Consider the following 16,687-nt stretch of genomic DNA (forward strand, 5'->3'; position numbering starts at 1 on the left):
CCACGCCGGCCCGGCGCATACCGTGCCCGTTACAGCCCTGAGTGGTCCCGGTTGATCATGAGCTGTTCGAGCAGCGCGCGTTCAGGCCGGCCCGGGTTCCTGGCGACGCAGCGGCGAAGGCGGGCCCGGACGAGTTCTTCACTGGGATCCTGGCCGCCAAGCAGTTCATCGATGATTTCCTGCGCCTGCCACCGGAGCGACTCGATGGCGAACTGCCTGACCTCTTCGGGCGTATCACTGGACATCCAGGGATCGGGATCCGACGGGACACTTTGGAACATCCGCTCTGCTGACATTGGGGCCTCCTTGCTCCAAACCGGCGGACCCTTGGGGGCGCCTTGCGGTGTTCTAAAGAACTGCGTAGGAGAAACACTACAGCGGGAAAGACCAGTCTGTCTCCCCTGCAGTAGACTCCAAGTCTCATGAGCACAGAGGCGAAGGTCCCGATATCCGATGCGTCTTCCCCGGCCCCGGCGGCGGAGGGCACCACCAATTCCGTGGAGCGGATCCTCACGGTGGCATACGAGCTGTTTTCGCGCAGGGGAATCCGGGACGTGGGTGTCAATGAGCTCATCGAGCGGTCAGGGGTGGCCAAGGCCACCTTCTACCGGCATTTCCCGTCAAAGGATTCGTTGGTCCTGGCCTTCCTGGAGCAGCGGGACAAACTGTGGACTGTTGAAGCAATAGTGGCCCAGGCCCGCGGCCGGGGACAGACACCGGAGGAGCGTCTGCTGGCGATCTTCGATGTCCTGGGGGAATGGTTCCGCCGCGATGACTTCGAAGGGAGCACCTTCACCCAGGTCCTGCTGGAGATGGGACCGTCCCACCCCTTGGGGCAGGCCAGCATCAACTACCTGGCAAAACTTCGGAGCCACGTGCAGGCACTGGCCGAAGAAGCCGGACTTGTGGACCCTGACGGGTTCGCGCGTTCCTGGCAGATCCTGATGAAGGGCTCCATCATCTCGGCCACCGGCGGTGACCTGGACGCCGGGAAGCGCGCCCAGCAGATGGCTGCCTGGCTGATCGAGCACCACAGGGCATAGCGGCGGGCGCTGCAGGACGGGCTTCAGAAGTGGCCTCGGAACTGTCCATGGCCGCCTACGGCCGGGCACCAATGGCCTCCGGGAAAAGGGCGAATGGCGTGGCGAGGAATTCGGCCCAGAGGGGATCGTCGGCCTGCAGGTCGTTGAGGTCCACGTATCTGTCGTCGTCTGGTTCCCACTGCGGAAGGTTTTCGAGGCTGGCCTCCAGGCAGTGGCATTCCCCGAGCACGGCCCCCTGCGGCCACTGCGACCCCTGCGGCCAGCTTTCCGGTGGCCAGTGAATTGGTTCGGCATCCTGGTGTTCTGGGTTGTAGTGCCTGCCCGTTGGTGAGGTCCAGCCGGGAGGTTCCTTGCTCGTGGCCGGGTCCGGTGTCCATTGGCTGTGATGTTTGAGCCGGTGGTGTTTGGGGCAGAGTTGGGCCAGGTTGCTGACGTTGGTGGTGCCGCCGTGTTGCCACGCTTGTAGGTGGTCGGTTTCGTTGTCGGGGGTGCGGTTGGTGCAGCCGGGGAAGGTGCATTTGGCATCGCGCAGCCTTATCCAGCGTTTGATGGCTTCGGTGAGCCGGTAGTTTTTCCGGCCGATCTCCAGTGGTGCCCCGTCGCGGGGGTCGATCAGGACCCGGTAGAACGAGTCCGCCCCGTCGGCGACGAGTTTGCGGGCCATGGACGCCGGGATCGGGCCGAAACCATCCAGTACGGCGGGTTCATCGGTGGCTCCGAGGAGGGCGAACACGGGCACGGTGACCAGGACGTCGGCCCGCGGGGTGGGGACCTTCCCGACCTTCGTGGATTTCCCGGTCTGTGTGGTGTTCCCAGCCCCCAGCAGCAGCGATGCGGCGATGTCGGGGCGGAGTTGGGTGAGGGTGCGGGGTTCGTCTGGTCCCTGGAGTCCGCGCGCGGTGGCCGTGGTGCGGTTCCAGATGGCGCAGGCGGTGTCCCCGGGGAGGTAGAGGGAGACCCAGGCCATGCCGTCCTTGTCGGGGGTGTATTCCATCCGCCGGTCAGCGGTACTTTTGGCGTGGCGCTTCTGGATCGATTCCGGATGGTGGCGTTCCCGCCACCCACGGACCTTGGCCCGGAACCGGGACGGAACGAGGTCACCCGGGGCCGCGCCGCGGGCGGGCTGGGGTGCGTCAGGGTCGAAGAAATGCGCAACCAACGCAACAGCACCAGCCCCATCGAGGCCTTCGGTTTCGTCCGCGACGATGCGGGCGTGCTGCCAGGGCATGTCCCCGGTGGCCAAGGCTTCGAACACCAGCGGCAGGGAGCAGATCCGGCGTGAGTGCTCCACCAACGCCCCTGCTGCCGCGGAGCTGATGGTCAGCACCCCGGCGATCTCCTCCACGGCCGACATCTCCGCATAGGTACGCTCATGCACTGGGGCGTCCGGGGCCAGCAGTGCGTGCTGGATCTCGACGGCGTCGGCAACGTCGCGGGCCTTGACCGCGGCGAGCTGGCCTTCCAGCCGCTTCACGACCTCCAGCCGTTTCAGGCGGAGTTCGTACCGCCGCTGCAGCACATCCACGTCAGTGCCAACGCAGGCACCGGATGCAAGGGCGGTGTCTTCCTGAATCAGCCTGCGGAAGGCAGCCATGGAGGATTCAAGTCCCTCCACAACCGCTGCCCCGCCTGTCCCGATTCCCATACCCATATCATCCAGCGACCCACTGACATTCTGACGTGGCATCGCCCATCACTGGCCACCGGTCGGGAGCCGCCGGAGGCCCAACCGTCACGTCCAAACGCCACCGGCCGTCCAACGTGCCTCGGCCGCGCAAGCTGCCTGCCGCCGTCGTACGCAATTCCAGGGCGCAAAATCCCCGGCGCACCCCAAATACCCGCCGCGTAAAGGAGCTTGCGCGGCGCACTCGTGAGAGCACGCAAGATGGATAGTCAGCTTGCTTATTACTTTTCTCTTTCCTAGGCTGGAATGCGTCAGGCAATCAACTCTCGAGCGGGACCCGGCGCGCCCAAAGGCCGGCCGGCCCGTTCCAGCGAGGAGGAACAATGTCAGAGCACAGCATCGCAGGCAAGAAGGTCGCATTCCTGCTGACTGACGGAGTGGAGCAGGTAGAGCTCACCAGTCCCTGGCAGGCAGTGAAGGACGCCGGCGGCGAGCCCACCCTGGTGGCGCCGAAGAGCGGCAAGCTGCAGGGCTACAACGGCACGGAGAAGGGCGATACCTTCGACGTCGACCTGACGGTTGCGGAGGCGAACGCCTCGGACTTCGACGCGCTGGTACTCCCGGGTGGCGTGGTGAACGCAGACCACCTCCGCGTCGACAAGGACGCCCAGAGCTTCACGCGGAACTTCTTCGAACAGCACAAGCCCGTGGCATCGATCTGCCATGGACCGTGGCTGCTCATCGAGGCCGGAGTCATCCGGGGCCGGAATGTCACGTCCTACTTCACGCTGGAAACCGACCTGAAGAACGCGGGCGCCAACTGGACGGACCAGGAAGTGGTGGTTGACCAGGGCCTGGTGACCAGCCGGAACCCTGATGACCTCCCGGCGTTCAACAACAAGCTGGTGGAAGAAATCTCCGAAGGCCAGCACGCAGGGCAGACCGCCTAAAGCAAAGCCCTAATGTTCCCTCAGGGGTAAAAAGTACCCATGCGGAGGAATTACTCCAGCGGGTAGAGTGTTGGAATCTGCAGCGGCGCCGACCGCGCATCACTCTTAAAACACCCCTGAGGGAACACCCATGTCTACCGAAGTCTCTCCGAACGCCAGCGGACAGCCCGCCCCTGACCAAGGACCCGGCGAAGGAATCCGCCAAGGAACCCTGCCCGCTGCCCCGGAGAAGATGTCCCGGGAGTCCGTGACCATCATCAGCACGCTGCTGGTGGCGACGTTCGTGGTGATCCTCAACGAGACCATCATGAATGTTGCCCTGCAGCGGCTCATGGTGGACCTCCGGGTGGACGCCCCCACTGTTCAATGGCTGTCCACCGGATTCATGCTCACCATGGCCGTGGTCATCCCCACCACCGGCTTCATCCTCCAGCGCCTCTCCACGCGTGCCGTCTTCATGCTGGCCATGGGCCTGTTCGCGGGCGGAACAGCACTGGCCGCGGTGGCCCCGGGGTTCGAGGTCCTGCTCCTGGCACGGATCGTCCAGGCCGGCGGCACCGCCATCATGCTGCCGCTGCTGATGACCACCATCCTCACCCTGGTCCCGCTGGCAAAGCGTGGCGCCGTCATGGGCAACGTGAGCATTGCCATCTCGGTGGCACCGGCCATGGGCCCCACCGTCTCCGGGCTGATCCTTGAGCATTTCACCTGGCGCTTCATGTTCGTCTTCGTCCTGCCCGTGGCCCTCGCAGCGCTGGCCATCGGCGCCAAATACCTCACCAACGTGGGCGAGGTGGAGAAGGGCAAGCTCGACGTCCTGTCCGTTGTCCTCACCGTTCCCGCTTTCGGCGGCCTGGTCTACGGGCTCAGCCAGATCGGCGGCGGCCACGGCGGCCAGTCAGGCCCGGGTGCCGGTGCCATCGCGGCCCTTGTCATCGGCGTCGCAGCGCTCACGGTATTCGTCCTGCGCCAGGTCCGGCTCCAGACGGCCGCCGCGCCGCTGCTGGATCTTCGCGCGTTCAACTTCCGGATGTTCACCGTCTCGGTCCTGCTGATGGTGGTGGCCATGATGGCGCTGTTCGGCGGCGTCATCCTGCTCCCGCTCTACCTGCAGGAAGTCCGCGGCCTGGGGTCGCTCGAGACCGGCCTGGCGCTGCTTCCCGGCGGCCTGGCCATGGGACTGCTGGGCCCTGTCATCGGCCGCGCGTTCGACAAGGTGGGCCCGCTGCCGCTTACCGTCACCGGCTCCATCCTGATGGTGGTGGCCCTTTGGCAATTTTCAATGCTCGACGCCGGCACAGCGGTGTGGTGGATCATCACCCTGCACGTGGCCCTGAGCTTCGGCCTGGCGCTGCTGTTCACCCCAGCCTTCACCACGGGCTTGAACCCGCTGCCGCCGCACCTCTACTCCCACGGCTCAGCGATCATGAGCACCACGCAGCAGGTGGCCGGTGCGGCGGGCACGGCCCTGCTGGTGTCCATCTTCGCTGTGGTGAGTGCGGCGTCGGGACTCGTAGCAGGGATGAGTGCCGCCTTCATGACGGCAACCGTCATAGCCTTTGCCGCCGTCGTACTGTCCGCGATGATGCGCAAGACCGAAGGTGCCGCCGCGGGCCACGGCGCAGGACACTAGCCGGCGAAGAAGTCGCTCAGTTCCTTGATCAGTTTGTCCGGGGCCTTGATGGCGCCGTCGTGGCCGAAGCCGGGCAGGATGGTGTAGCTGGAGCCGGAGAGTACGTCGTGGATCTGGCCGCAGGCGATGCCGAAGTACGCAGGGCTCTTCTCGCCCACCACGATCAGCGTCTCCAGGGGGAGTGCCTGGAACGGTTCGGCCGGCATGTCGGCGGCGATGATGGCTTTGATTTCCCGGACGCCGGTGCGCATCAGTTCGCGCTGCTGCTTGCCTTCGGTGGTGCCCGCGGTCAGCTTGTTGGCCAGGGTCAGCATGGACAGCGGCATGCGCGAAGAAAATGCCCCGCCGGCTTCCAGGCCGCGCTGGATCACGGCGAGGGCACGGTCGTCATCCTTGGCGGCGATGGCACGCTCATATTCCACGATCCAGTCGGCAGTGACGCTGCCGTTCACGGAGACTGCGGGATCGTAGACGGCGAGCCGTTCCACGGGCAGGGTTCGCGCGGCGTGCAGGGCAACTGCTCCGCCGAAGCTGTGTCCAAAGACGTCCGTGCTGGAGGTGTGCTTCATGACGGTGTCCAGGTCGCGGATGTCCACGTCCAGCGTGTAGTCCTCGGGCTGTGGCGACGACGAGCCGCGGCCACGCCGGTTGAACGTGTGGACCGGCCGGCCCAGGGCAGCGCTCAGCTTTTGGGCGAACTTGGTGTAGTCCGCGGCCGTCACCATGGAGGGCGGCACCACCACCACGCCGGACCCGGCCGACGCCAGTTCCGCGCCGGTGGAGAAGAGCTCAATCGTTCCGCCGTCGGGGGTCCTGATGTTCTCTCGCGTCATGCTCTGAGCCTAGCCGAGCAAGTGGTTGCGGGCATCCCGGAGATCGTCGGCTCAGGCCAGCCGGTCAATGAGGGACCGGCTCGCCGCGCGGATGGCCGGCAGCTCCCCGCCCAGCCCGCACAGGATCAGGCCGGCGTCGGCCGCCTGCAGGGGCGAGTCCGGCCCCACTGCCCCGTCCGCCCGGAGGTAGATCAGGGACTCCACCAGGCGGAAGGTGAAGTCGCCGCCGTCGGGTCCCGCCGCGGTGGCTGACAGGCCGCCGCCCAGCTCTCCGTACAGGTGCCGGAGCTCCTGCCGGTCGTTCAGGAACCGGGCAAAGCGCGTGCTCCGCACCTCCGGCAGGTGGTAGAGGACGCCAAGGTTCCACCGGGCATTGCACAGCTGGGTGCCGTCATAAAGTGCGACGGCGTGCAGCCGGCTCCCGGCCGGGCCTTCGGTTTCCGGGGTCCCGGCAGGGAGCGCCGCCACTGCGCGCGCGAACGTCAGGCCGCCGGACACCGTCCCCTCCAGCAGGTCCTCAAGGATGTCGTCCTTGGTTTTGAAGTGGTGGTAGAGGGACGACTGCCGGATTCCCACGGCGTCCGCAATGGACCGGGTGGAGGTGCTGGCGAAGCCTTGCGTGGTGAAGAGCTCTGCCGCGGCGTCGAGTATTTCCTCGCGGGCGGTGGCACCTGGCCGGGAGGGTTGCTGGTGGCGGGGGCGTCCCGGTCCGGCTGAAGTCACTGCTTCATTCTTGCACCACCGGGCGCTGCACCGGTCAGGGCTGAGATGCCAAATGGAGCCGGTGAGGGGACGGAAATCTGGCCGAAACAAGATGTCTATCCGCCTTTTACAGAGGCGAAACTGTTTGGGGACATCCCGCTGGAAAACTATCAAGTGACCGGTAATCAGCAGCCTTCGGCCGAGCGCTGCGGTGCCGGGAGGCTTTGCCCCCCCAGATTCCTTTCCAGCCCCGGAGATTCCCGATGACATCAACCGTCCTCCCCACCGTCCACCAGGACGATGCAGACCTGACGTCCCTTGGCTACCAGCCCACCCTCCACCGAAAGCTCGGCCGCTACGCTTCCTTTGCCGCCGGCTTTTCCTTCGTCTCCATCCTCACCACCATCTTCCAGCTCTTCGCCTTCGGCTACTCCTTTGCCGGCCCGGCGTTCTTCTGGACCTGGCCGGTCGTCCTGGTGGGCCAGTTGCTGGTGGCGCTGAATTTCGCCGAACTTGCCGCCCGCTACCCACTGTCCGGCGCCGTCTACCAGTGGGCGCGGCGCGTCGGGGGAGAAGGCGTTGGCTGGTTCGCCGGCTGGTTCATGTCCATCGCGCAGGTGGTCACCGCCGCCGCGGCCGCGATCGCCCTGCAGGTAGTGCTGCCCCAGCTGTGGGACGGCTTCCAGGTGGTGGGCGGGGACCCGGCACTCAACACCGTGACCGGGGCTTCGAACGCCGTGGTCCTGGGCGCGGTCCTCCTGGTGGCCACCACCATCATCAACTCCCTGGGCGTGAAGCTCATGGCCCATGTGAACTCCGTTGGCGTCACCTGCGAGATCGTCGGCGTCGCGGCCGTAATCCTGGCCCTCATCAGTGCCGCCCAGCGCGGACCGGACGTGGTTGCGGACACCAGCGTGCTGCAGGGATCCGACCTGGGCGCGGTGGGAGCCTTCCTGGTTTCAGGACTCATGGCCGCCTACGTCATGGTGGGCTTCAACTCCGCCGGCGAGCTCTCAGAAGAAACCAAGGACCCGCGCCGCACCGCCCCACGGACCATCCTCTCCGCCCTTCTCATCTCCGGCGTCGGGGGTGCACTGATGATCATCACCGCACTGATGGCAGCCCCCAGCCTGGACGATGGCCGCCTCGCCACCGAAGGCCTGCCCTACGTGCTCACCGCCGTCCTGGGCACCTTCTGGGGCAAGGTCCTGCTGGTGGATGTGGCCATCGCCATCTTCGTCTGCACCCTGGCGATCCAGACTGCGGGTTCCCGCCTGGTGTTCTCCATGGCCCGCGACGGCAAGCTCCCGGCGTCGCGACTCCTTTCCTCCGTGCACCCCACCCGCGGCACCCCCATGTGGCCCTCGATCGTGATCGGTGCCCTGGCCGTCGCGGTGCTGGCCATCAACGTAGGCAACGCGGCGCTGTTCACCACCCTCTGCAGCGTCTGCATCGTGATGGTCTACCTCGCTTACCTCCTGGTCACCGTCCCGCAGCTGGCCAACCGCCTCCGCGGCGACTGGGACCGGGTGGGACAGGCCATGCCCGCGGGCCTCTTCTCACTGGGCCGCTGGGGCCTGCCGGTCAACATCCTCGCAGTGCTCTACGGCGCAGTCATGGTGGTCAACCTCGCCTGGCCGCGGCCCGAGGTGTACGACCCCTCCGGCGAAAACGGGATCCTCCTCTGGTCCGCGCCGCTGATGGTCACGGCCGTCCTGCTCCTGGGCCTCTGGGTCCGGCGCCGGAATGCGGCAATCAAGGCCTGACGGGCCACCCCGCCCTTCCCAAAAACTTCCACGACATCAAGGACTGACATGACACAGACCATTGAAACGCCAACAACCGGTACCGCCACCACCGCCGGCGTCCGCACCCACGCGAGGGAACAGCACGGCAAGACCGTGGACACCATGCGCTTCGTCCCGGCAGCCTCCGCGCCGCAGCACCTGCTGGCAGGAATGCCCGACGGCGAGTCCCCCACGTGGGCAGAGTCCCTCGCCTTTGGCCGCTACACCACCATGGCGCTGGCCAGGGGTACCCGGATCCGGATCACGGACACCGCCGGCGACGCGTGCGTCCACACCCTGCTCTACCGGACCGGCGCCCTGCACGAACGCCTCAACCTTGCCGACACCGTCAAGGTCCCGTGGCAGGCCTACCCCGCCACCGGCCACCCGCTGCTGTCCGACGCAGGCCGCTTGATGGCCACCATCGTGGCGGACACCTCCAGCCGGCACGACGCATTGACCGGCGCCACCACCCTGGCAGGCAACACTGCCAGGTACGGTGCCGGGACTGTCCACAGCGCCTCACCGGCCGCCCGCGAACTGCTCACCCTGGGCGCCCTCAAGAACGGCCTGGGCACCCGCGACGTGGCGCCGTCGCTCTCGCTCTTCAAGGGCATCACCGTTGACCCGGCCGGAAGCATCACCTTCACCGGGAGCGCCGGCCCGGGCGCCGCCGTCGAGCTTCTCCTCCAGATGGACGCCGTGCTGGTCCTCGCCAACACCGCGCACCCGCTGGATCCCCGCAATGACTTCACCGGAACCGCCGTGGACATCACCGCCTGGCACGCCCCGCAGGACCTCGCGGAACTCGAAGCGGGACGCCTCGCCGGACCGCTCAGCCCGGAACACCTGCAGGCCCTCCGCAACACCGAACACGACCTCACCGCAAGGGACGCCCGATGAACACCGTTACAAGCACCCGCCCCGACGCCGCGGAAACCGCGCTCGCTGCCGGCACCGTGATCCTGGATGAATTCGTCGAAGCCCGCGGACCCTGGTCCGCCGTGGTGGCCGCCGGTGACGTCCTCACCATCGTGGACCTGGAAGGCAACCAGGCCGTGGACTGCCTCCTGTACGCCGCCGCCGACACCACCGTCCGCTACTCGGCTCCGGCAACCATCGCCGCGCAGCAGTCGATCGTCCTCACCACCGGTTCCGTCCTGAGGGCGGACACCGGTGCGCCCCTGATGACCGTCGTGGCGGACGAAGTGGGCGTGCACGACACCATCGGCGGTGCCTGCTCGCAGGAATCCAACACCCTCCGGTACGGCCAGCACACCCGCGAACAGCACGCCTGCGTGGAGAACTTCCTGATCGAGGGTTCCCGCTGGAGCCTCGGCAAACGCGACCTCGTCTCCAACATCAACTGGTTCATGAACGTCCCGGTGGACCCGGACGGCGCCCTGGGCATTGTGGACGGCCTGTCCGCCCCCGGCAAGCGCGTGGCGCTGCGGGCGGAAGTGGACACCCTGGTGCTGGTCTCCAACTGCCCGCAGGTCAACAACCCCTGCAACGGCTTCAACCCCACCCCTGTCCGCATGATCGTCACCCGGCCGGAGGCTGCACTGTGAACAACCACCTGAACACCTTCGACACCCTGCTGGTTGCCAACCGCGGCGAAATCGCCTGCCGCATCATCGAATCCGCGAAGAAGCTGGGACTGCGCACCGTGGCCGTCTTCTCCGAGGCGGACCGCGGCGCCAAGCACGTCCGGCTCGCCGACGAAGCCGTGCTCCTGGGGCCCGCCCCGGCCAAGGAGTCCTACCTCCGGGTCGATGCCATCCTGGACGCCGCCAAGGCCACCGGTGCCGGCGCCATCCACCCCGGCTACGGCTTCCTGTCTGAGGACGCAGCCTTCGCCGAAGCGGTGGAAGCCGCGGGCCTGGTCTTTGTTGGCCCCACCCCGGAGCAGCTGCGCATCTTCGGCACCAAGCACACCGCGCGCGACGCCGCCCGGGCGGCCGGGGTGCCGATGATCGCCGGTTCCGGGCTGCTGGAGGACGTGGATGCCGCCGTCGAAGCCGGCAGGACGATCGGGTTCCCGCTGATGCTCAAGGCCACCGGCGGTGGCGGCGGCATCGGCATGACGGTGTGCCGCTCCGAGGCGGAACTCGCCGAAAGCTTTCCCCGCGTGGCCCGCCTGGCCGGCGCCAGCTTCGGAACCGCCGGGGTCTTCGCCGAGCGGTACGTGGAGAACGCACGGCACATCGAGGTCCAGGTCTTTGGCGACGGCGAAGGCCGGGTGGTGAGCCTGGGCGACCGTGACTGCTCGCTGCAGCGCCGCCACCAGAAGGTCCTTGAGGAAGCTCCGGCCCCGGACCTGCCCGAAGACCTCCGCGCGGAACTGCACCGCACCTCACGGGCGCTCTGCGCCTCCCTTAAGTACCGCTCCGCGGGCACAGTCGAGTTCGTCTACGACTCCGCCCGCCGGGAAGCCTCCTTCCTGGAAGTCAACGCCCGCCTCCAGGTGGAGCACCCCGTGACCGAGGCCGTCACCGGCGTTGACCTGGTGGAGTGGATGCTCCGCCTGGCGCAGGGCGGGAGCGCAGGGCACGCGGTGCTGGAGAACGTGCCGGAGGCACTGCCCGTCACCGGCCACGCCGTGGAAGCCCGCCTCTACGCCGAGGACCCGGCCCGTGGGTTCCAGCCCAGCGCCGGAACCGTTACCAACGCCGCCTACCCCGCGGCGGGGGAAGCCCGGGTGGACGCCTGGGTGGAAACCGGCACGGAAGTCTCCACCAACTACGATCCCCTCCTGGGCAAGATCATCACCTCCGGTGCCAGCCGCACGGAGGCCTTTGACCGCCTGGCCGCAGCCCTGGAAAACACCCGGATCGACGGCATCGAGACCAATCTGGGCATGCTCCGTGCCGTGGGCGGCCTGGATGTGGTCCGCAGCGTGCAGCACTCCACCAGCACCCTGGACTCCGTGGGGGATCCGGAACCGCGCATCACCGTGAACCGCCCCGGCCTGCAGACCAGCGTGCAGGACTGGCCCGGCCGCACCGGCCTTTGGCAGATCGGTGTCCCGCCCAGCGGCCCCATGGATGACCTGTCCTTCCGCCTGGGCAACACCGCCCTGGGCAACCCGGAGGGCGCGCCGGGCCTGGAGTTCACCATGACCGGTCCCAGCCTGACCTTCACGCACTCCACCACCGTCTGCGTTACCGGGGCGGACGTCACGGTGACGGTTGACGGCGCGGAGGTGGCCGCCTGGACGCCCGTCGTCGTTCCGGCAGGTGGAACGCTCGACGCCGGCACGGCCACCGGGAACGGCCTGCGGGGCTACATCCTGTTCCAGGGCGGCCTGGATATCCCGCAGTACCTGGGCAGCGCCTCCACCTTTACGCTCGGGCAGTTCGGCGGCCACGCCGGGCGGGTCCTGCGCGCCGGCGACGTCCTCCGCGCGGTGAAGTCCGCCGTCGAACAAGCCCCCGGCAGTGCGGTGCCCCTGGACAGCCGCCCTGCCCTTACCTCCACCTGGGAACTGGCCGTGGCCGAAGGCCCGCACGGCGCCCCCGAGTTCTTCCAGCGCGAAGATATCGAAGAACTGTACGCCGCGGAGTACGAGGTGCACTTCAACTCCGCCCGCACCGGCGTGCGGCTCATTGGCCCCAAGCCCCGCTGGGCCCGGACCGATGGCGGCGAGGCAGGCCTGCACCCGTCCAACATCCACGACACCGCCTACTCCGTGGGGGCCCTGGACTTCACCGGCGACACCCCGATCCTGCTCGGCCCGGACGGCCCGAGCCTTGGCGGTTTCGTCTGCCCCGTGACCGTGGTGACGGCCGAACGCTGGAAGCTCGGCCAGCTCCGGCCCGGAGACAAGGTCCGGTTCGTGCCCATCACAGCCGGCCAGGCGCCGTCGGCCAAGGACCTGGGTCCGGGCCGCCAGCTGGTCCTCCCGGGGGATGCTGACTGGTCAGCGAACCCGTCCCCGGCAGCTCAGGCGGCTGGCCGCCCCGGCCGCCCCGTCCGCGGGGATGGCGACGACGGCGTGCTGGGCAGGGTGCCGGAAGGTTCCGGCCGGCCCGCGGTCACCTACCGCCGGTCAGGAGACGACAACCTGCTGGTCGAATACGGCGAGATGGTGCTGGACCTTGGCCTGCGCGCCCGGGTCCACGCCCTGCACCAGCACATTGAGGCGCTCCGCGTACCCGGCATCGTGGACCTAACCCCGGGCATCCGCTCCCTGCAGATCAAGGTGGACCCATCCGTCCTGTCCACCACGCGGCTGCTGGACCTGGTCCAGGACATCGAGGCCGCCCTGCCGGCGAGCTCCGAACTGGTGGTTCCCAGCCGTACGGTCCGGCTGCCGCTGTCCTGGGATGATCCCGCTACCCGCGAGGCTATAGAGCGGTATATGGCAGGCGTCCGGGACGACGCCCCGTGGTGCCCGTGGAACATCGAGTTCATTCGCCGCATCAACGGCCTGGATTCGGTCAACGACGTTTTCGACACCGTCTTCAACGCCGAGTACCTGGTCCTCGGCCTCGGAGACGTGTACCTGGGCGCGCCGGTGGCCACCCCGCTGGACCCGCGGCACCGCCTGGTCACCACCAAGTACAACCCGGCCCGGACCTGGACGCCGGAAAACGCCGTGGGCATCGGCGGGGCGTACATGTGCATTTACGGCATGGAAGGCCCCGGCGGTTACCAGTTCGTGGGGCGCACCACCCAGGTGTGGTCGCGCTACGCGGATTCCGCCCCGTTCGAGCCGGGATCCCCGTGGCTGCTCCGCTTCTTTGACCGGATCTCCTGGTACCCCGTCAGCCCGGAGGAACTCCTGGACCTGCGCGCCGACATGGCAGCCGGACGCGGCCGTGGCGTGGAGATCGAGGAGGGAACCTTCTCCCTGGCCGAGCATGAGGCGTTCCTGGCCGAAAACCGTGACTCGATCGGGCTGTTCCGGGAAGAGCAGGGTGCCGCCTTCGCGGTGGAACGCCAGGCGTGGGCCGACGCCGGCGAGTTCGACCGCGCGGAGGCTCTGGCCGCCGTCGTGGCCCCTTCAACGGATGACGTGGTGGTTCCCGACGACGGCGCACTGGTCTCCGCACCCTTCGCCGCCAGCGTCTGGAAGGTGGACGTTGCGGCCGGGGACCACGTGGTCAAAGGCCAGCCGCTGGTGTCCCTGGAGGCCATGAAGATGGAAACCGTCCTGGCGGTGCCCTGCGACGGTGTGGTGCTCCGCGTCCTGCCCGCCGCAGGTTCGCAGGTGGTGGCCGGCGAGGCAGTGGTGGTCCTGGGCGCCCCCGCTGAGCCTGCAGGGCTGGAAACTCTGGAACTGGAAGAGGCAGCAGTATGAGCACCACAGCCACCGGCAACACCACCCGGCGCGTCAAGGCAGCGCTCGCCGCCATCGAAGCAGCGGACCGGCCCGAAATCTGGATCACGATCCGCGGCGGGGACGATCTCCTGGCCGAGGCAGCATCCATCGACGCCGCAGTGGCCGGCGGCGCAGACCTCCCGTTGGCCGGGCTCCTGCTCGGCGTGAAGAACAACGTGGACGTGGCAGGCATCCCCACCACGGCAGCGTGCCCCGGCTTTGCGTACATCCCGGACAAGGACGCCGAAGCCGTGGCCCGCCTCCGCTCCGCGGGGGCGCTGGTCCTGGGGGCCACCAACCTGGACCAGTTCGCCACCGGGCTGGTCGGCACGCGGAGCCCTCACGGCGCCGTGCGCGATTCCCGCCGCACGGACCACATCTCCGGCGGGTCCAGTTCCGGGTCCGCGGTGGCCGTGGCACTGGGACTGGTGGACATCGCCATCGGTACTGACACCGCCGGCTCCGGCCGCGTCCCTGCCGGGCTGCAGGGCATTGTGGGGATCAAAGCCACCCTGGACGTCGTTTCCACGGCCGGCGTGGTTCCCGCCTGCCGGTCCTGGGACGCCGTCACCATCTTCGCCCGGGACCTGTCCACCGCTGAACTCGCCATGGGCGTCATGGCCGGCAACTCCCGCGCCTGGCCCACGGACGTCCGGCTGGCCGCGCCGTCACGGCCCCGCGTCGCGTATCCGGCCACCCTGCCGGCCCTTCCGCCGGCCTGGGCAGCCGAGTTTGGGCGGCACATCGACCGGCTCACGGCCTCCGGTGTGGAAACAGCACCCATCGAATTCGACGACTTCCTCCAGGCGGCACGGCTGCTGTACGACGGCGGCCTGGTTGCCGAACGCCACGCCGCCGTGGGCAGCTTCCTTGAGGAGCACGACGCCGGCGCGGAAAGCCATGCGGGGATCGATCCCACGGTGGGGCGCATCATCCGGGCGGCCGGCACAGTGCCCGCCCACCAGTACGTGGCCGACACCGCCCGGCTGCAGGAACTGAAATCCAGGGCCATGGCGCGGCTGAAGGGCTTCGACGCCCTGCTCATCCCGACGGCGCCGTTCCACCCGACGCTTGCCGAAGTGGCAGCGGATCCGGTGGGCGTGAACTCCCTGATGGGCACCTATACCAACTTCTGCAACCTGTTTGACCTGTGTGCAGTGGCAGTTCCTGCCGGAGAGGTGGACGGCGCCCAGTTCGGGCTCACCGTGGTGGGCCGGACCTTCGATGACGCCGTGGCCGCGGACATCGCCCGCCGCATCGAAGCCACCCCCGCCCCGCCTGCGCTCTTCGCCGCCGCGGCGGTGCTGGGCGGTGCACGACCGGAGGCAATCGCAGGAGCCAGCCAGCCGTCGTCGTCCGTTCCCTGGCCAATGGCTGCGGGGGCAACGGCGGTGCCGCTGGTGGTGGTCGGCGCGCACCGCAAGGGGCAGCCGCTGGCGCAGCAGCTGGAGGAGCGCGGCGCATTCTGGGACGGCCCGGTCCGGACGGCTGCACGATACCGGATGGTGGCGCTGGATACAGTGCCGCGCAAGCCGGGCGTCTACCGGTCCGACGACGGCGCCGAACTGGTGGGGGAGCGGTGGCTGCTGTCCCCGGCCGCCCTGGGGACGTTCCTGGCGGACCTCCCCGAACCCATGCTGCTCGGTTCCATTCAGCTCGCCGACGGGTCCACCGCAGTCGGGTTCGCCTGCGACGCCGTTGCCGCCGAACGCGGGGAGGACATCACCGCCTGGGGCGACTGGCTGGCCGACCGCAGCGTGGCGCCGGCGCCGCGGACGGTATGGCGGGACCTCGGCGAGGCTGCGCTCGCCGGGTTCAGCCGCGGCGAACGGGGATAGCGTCAGGAGTGTCCGGGCGGGGCTTCCCGTCCGGACCTTCGTCCTTGAAGTATGCCGAGATGTCCGTCACCAGTTCCTTCACGGCCGCTGGTATGGAGCCGTGGAAGCACTTGGGGGACAGCTGGTAGGTGCTCCCCGGCACAGCGGCGTGGAGCCGTTCCGCCGTCACCCTGTAATAGCTGGGACTCTTTCCGCCTGCCATGAAGTGGGTTCCGGCGGGCAGCACGCTGAAGTCCCTGGCGTGGTCCTTTTCGTCGTACGCGGCCCTGAGCTCTCCCACACCGCTGGGCATGACCTGCTGGAACATCCTGTTGACCTTGGTCCGCGACAACACCGCCATCAGGCCGGCCAGGACCGGTTCCGGAATCCTGGCCATGGCTGAACCCGGGCTGGTGGCCTTCTTCATGTGCGCCAGCGCGTGACCCACCCTGCCGTTGTTCACGGCGTCCTCGAATCCGTCCAGCCATGCGGTGTCGATGCTGCCGTCGATGTTCACCGCCGCGTCGTACACGGCGAGCTTGTCCGGGACGAACCCGGTCCCGGTGAACTCCTGGACGGCGTTCAGTGCCACCGAGCCACCCAGGCTGTGGCCCAGGATATTCCGGGCGCCGGTGGCTGTGAGCACAGTGCGGACATCCTCGATTTCGGTGGCCATGGAGTAGTCCGCGGGCTGTCCGGACGAGTTGCCCCGGCCCCGCCGGTCGTAGACGTCCACCGCCCAGCCGTCACCCAGGCCCTTGGCCAGCTCAATCGAGAACGGGCGGTAGATCAGCGCCGTGAGGAACGCGCCGCCGATCACCAGCACCCGCTTTTCGCCCGGGGCATCATCGGTGCCGTAGCTGTACAAAGCCAGCCTGCCGCCGTCGTGCGTTGGAAGTACCCGTTCTTTCACCCGCCCATCCTAGGGCGCAAGCCTGCGGGGAAGCTGAAAGTCCGGGCAGCCAATGCCCG

13 protein-coding genes are annotated in these 16,687 nt (G+C 68.1%); 8 read left to right on the forward strand and 5 right to left on the reverse strand.

Features of this window, described 5'->3' with window-relative positions; genetic code table 11:
- Positions 1-29: 29 nt before the first annotated feature.
- Positions 30-296 (reverse strand): hypothetical protein, encoded by a 267-nt coding sequence (locus tag MRBLMD1_RS07765; protein WP_159634351.1) that lies wholly within the window; start codon positions 294-296, stop codon positions 30-32.
- A 126-nt stretch (positions 297-422) separates the two neighbouring features.
- On the opposite strand from MRBLMD1_RS07765, the gene MRBLMD1_RS07770 reads away from it, so the two are divergent.
- The gene (locus MRBLMD1_RS07770; RefSeq protein WP_159634348.1) at positions 423-1,043 is read left to right on the forward strand and encodes a TetR/AcrR family transcriptional regulator; all 621 of its coding nucleotides are present in this window, start codon (positions 423-425) and stop codon (positions 1,041-1,043) included.
- A 55-nt stretch (positions 1,044-1,098) separates the two neighbouring features.
- Here the strand turns inward: MRBLMD1_RS07770 and MRBLMD1_RS07775 are convergent, their stop codons facing one another.
- Complete coding sequence (locus tag MRBLMD1_RS07775) at positions 1,099-2,688, reverse strand: HNH endonuclease signature motif containing protein (protein WP_364398633.1); 1,590 nt, start codon at positions 2,686-2,688, stop codon at positions 1,099-1,101.
- 362 nt (positions 2,689-3,050) lie between these two features.
- On the opposite strand from MRBLMD1_RS07775, the gene MRBLMD1_RS07780 reads away from it, so the two are divergent.
- On the forward strand, positions 3,051-3,617 hold the full coding sequence (locus MRBLMD1_RS07780) for a type 1 glutamine amidotransferase domain-containing protein (RefSeq protein ID WP_159634341.1): 567 nt from the start codon (positions 3,051-3,053) through the stop codon (positions 3,615-3,617).
- A gap of 130 nt (positions 3,618-3,747) precedes the next feature.
- Positions 3,748-5,250 carry a DHA2 family efflux MFS transporter permease subunit gene (locus MRBLMD1_RS07785; protein ID WP_364398635.1) on the forward strand — a complete coding sequence of 501 codons (1,503 nt, stop codon included), beginning with the start codon at positions 3,748-3,750 and terminating at the stop codon, positions 5,248-5,250.
- On the opposite strand, the gene MRBLMD1_RS07790 is transcribed toward MRBLMD1_RS07785, so the two are convergent.
- Together MRBLMD1_RS07790 and MRBLMD1_RS07795 are read right to left on the reverse strand one after the other, a co-directional pair.
- Positions 5,247-6,083: an alpha/beta fold hydrolase gene (locus tag MRBLMD1_RS07790; RefSeq protein ID WP_159634334.1), complete on the reverse strand. Its 837-nt coding sequence runs from the start codon at positions 6,081-6,083 to the stop codon at positions 5,247-5,249. The genes MRBLMD1_RS07785 and MRBLMD1_RS07790 overlap by 4 nt on opposite strands.
- Positions 6,084-6,134: 51 nt before the next feature.
- Positions 6,135-6,806 (reverse strand): TetR/AcrR family transcriptional regulator, encoded by a 672-nt coding sequence (locus MRBLMD1_RS07795; protein WP_364398638.1) that lies wholly within the window; start codon positions 6,804-6,806, stop codon positions 6,135-6,137.
- Between the two features lie 242 nt (positions 6,807-7,048).
- Between MRBLMD1_RS07795 and MRBLMD1_RS07800 the strand changes: the two genes are divergently transcribed.
- The 5 genes from MRBLMD1_RS07800 to atzF are packed head-to-tail and all read left to right on the forward strand — an operon-like array spanning position 7,049 to position 15,736.
- On the forward strand, positions 7,049-8,551 hold the full coding sequence (locus MRBLMD1_RS07800) for an amino acid permease (protein ID WP_364398640.1): 1,503 nt from the start codon (positions 7,049-7,051) through the stop codon (positions 8,549-8,551).
- 48 nt (positions 8,552-8,599) lie between these two features.
- Positions 8,600-9,475 (forward strand): urea amidolyase associated protein UAAP1, encoded by an 876-nt coding sequence (locus MRBLMD1_RS07805; protein WP_159634325.1) that lies wholly within the window; start codon positions 8,600-8,602, stop codon positions 9,473-9,475.
- On the forward strand, positions 9,472-10,143 hold the full coding sequence (locus MRBLMD1_RS07810; protein WP_159634321.1) for an urea amidolyase associated protein UAAP2: 672 nt from the start codon (positions 9,472-9,474) through the stop codon (positions 10,141-10,143). Before MRBLMD1_RS07805 ends, MRBLMD1_RS07810 begins: the two co-directional genes overlap by 4 nt.
- Positions 10,144-10,151: 8 nt before the next feature.
- On the forward strand, positions 10,152-13,877 hold the full coding sequence (gene uca / locus MRBLMD1_RS07815; protein WP_364399320.1) for an urea carboxylase: 3,726 nt from the start codon (positions 10,152-10,154) through the stop codon (positions 13,875-13,877).
- The gene (gene atzF / locus MRBLMD1_RS07820) at positions 13,874-15,736 is read left to right on the forward strand and encodes an allophanate hydrolase (RefSeq protein WP_364398643.1); all 1,863 of its coding nucleotides are present in this window, start codon (positions 13,874-13,876) and stop codon (positions 15,734-15,736) included. The genes uca and atzF overlap by 4 nt, the downstream gene beginning before the upstream one ends.
- On the opposite strand, the gene MRBLMD1_RS07825 is transcribed toward atzF, so the two are convergent.
- Positions 15,714-16,628, reverse strand: coding sequence for an alpha/beta fold hydrolase (locus tag MRBLMD1_RS07825; RefSeq protein ID WP_159634315.1), 915 nt, complete (start codon positions 16,626-16,628; stop codon positions 15,714-15,716). The genes atzF and MRBLMD1_RS07825 overlap by 23 nt on opposite strands.
- Between the last annotated feature and the right edge of the window lie 59 nt (positions 16,629-16,687).

It is taken from the genome of Pseudarthrobacter sp. LMD1-1-1.1, assembly GCF_040676255.1.
Classification (GTDB): Bacteria; Actinomycetota; Actinomycetes; order Actinomycetales; family Micrococcaceae; genus Arthrobacter.

Coding starts and splice junctions, on each gene's coding strand:
- MRBLMD1_RS07805 (WP_159634325.1), top strand. CDS start 8,600: ATGACACAGACCATTGAAACGCCAACAACCGGTACCGCCACCACCGCC.
- MRBLMD1_RS07775 (WP_364398633.1), bottom strand. CDS start 2,688: ATGGGAATCGGGACAGGCGGGGCAGCGGTTGTGGAGGGACTTGAATCC.
- MRBLMD1_RS07780 (WP_159634341.1), top strand. CDS start 3,051: ATGTCAGAGCACAGCATCGCAGGCAAGAAGGTCGCATTCCTGCTGACT.
- MRBLMD1_RS07785 (WP_364398635.1), top strand. CDS start 3,748: ATGTCTACCGAAGTCTCTCCGAACGCCAGCGGACAGCCCGCCCCTGAC.
- MRBLMD1_RS07770 (WP_159634348.1), top strand. CDS start 423: ATGAGCACAGAGGCGAAGGTCCCGATATCCGATGCGTCTTCCCCGGCC.
- MRBLMD1_RS07790 (WP_159634334.1), bottom strand. CDS start 6,083: ATGACGCGAGAGAACATCAGGACCCCCGACGGCGGAACGATTGAGCTC.
- MRBLMD1_RS07800 (WP_364398640.1), top strand. CDS start 7,049: ATGACATCAACCGTCCTCCCCACCGTCCACCAGGACGATGCAGACCTG.
- MRBLMD1_RS07810 (WP_159634321.1), top strand. CDS start 9,472: ATGAACACCGTTACAAGCACCCGCCCCGACGCCGCGGAAACCGCGCTC.
- MRBLMD1_RS07765 (WP_159634351.1), bottom strand. CDS start 296: ATGTCAGCAGAGCGGATGTTCCAAAGTGTCCCGTCGGATCCCGATCCC.
- atzF (WP_364398643.1), top strand. CDS start 13,874: ATGAGCACCACAGCCACCGGCAACACCACCCGGCGCGTCAAGGCAGCG.